This window comes from Nostoc sp. DedVER02 (assembly GCF_034530675.2).
Lineage (GTDB): Bacteria > Cyanobacteriota > Cyanobacteriia > Cyanobacteriales > Nostocaceae > Nostoc.
Genome location: NZ_JAVRCP020000089.1, coordinates 1 through 596, shown reverse-complemented (window position 1 = coordinate 596; position 596 = coordinate 1). Strand labels below are relative to the sequence as shown.

The following is a 596-nucleotide window of genomic DNA, read 5'->3' as shown; positions in this document are numbered from 1 at the left end:
GTGAATCGATGAATAAAGAACAAATATCACAAATTTGAAACATAAATATAAGTCAATTAAATAGGATAGGCATAGATGAAATAGGCTTGGTTAAAGGTCAAGGTAATTATTTAGCAGTGTTAGTAGATTTGGATACTCATAAACCCATTGAAATAGTGAAGTCCAGAAGAATGGAAGAAATCCGCGAAGACCTTGTGAGTTGGGATATTCAGGTGCTAGAACAAATCCAAGAAGTGAGTATTGATCTCTGGTCGCCTTATAAAAAATTAGTAGAAGAATTAATGCCTAACGCCAACATAACTGCTGATAGATTTCATGTAATGAAACAAGTAAATGATGAGTTAGATGCTATGCGTAAAGCTGAAAAGAAGGCAGCAATGTCACTAGAAAATAAATCAGAAAAAGACAGAATATTAGAGGGATTAAGTAAAAGCAAATATAGCTTCATCAAAAATGAAGATTCTTTGAACGAAAAGCAAAAAGAAAAGTTAAAGTCTGCTAAAGAAGTTTCACCAATTTTGACTAAGATGCATCAACTCAAAGAAAAGTTTCGGGATATCTTTGAATTAACTATATATTGGTGAAATAGCGAAATC

General features: G+C 32.2%; 1 pseudogene. It reads left to right on the top strand.

Annotation, left to right across the window (positions count from 1 at the left end):
• Window positions 1-581, top strand: a pseudogene (locus RMZ41_RS31975) (ISL3 family transposase); the annotation flags it as partial.
• Window positions 582-596: the final 15 nt, after the last annotated feature.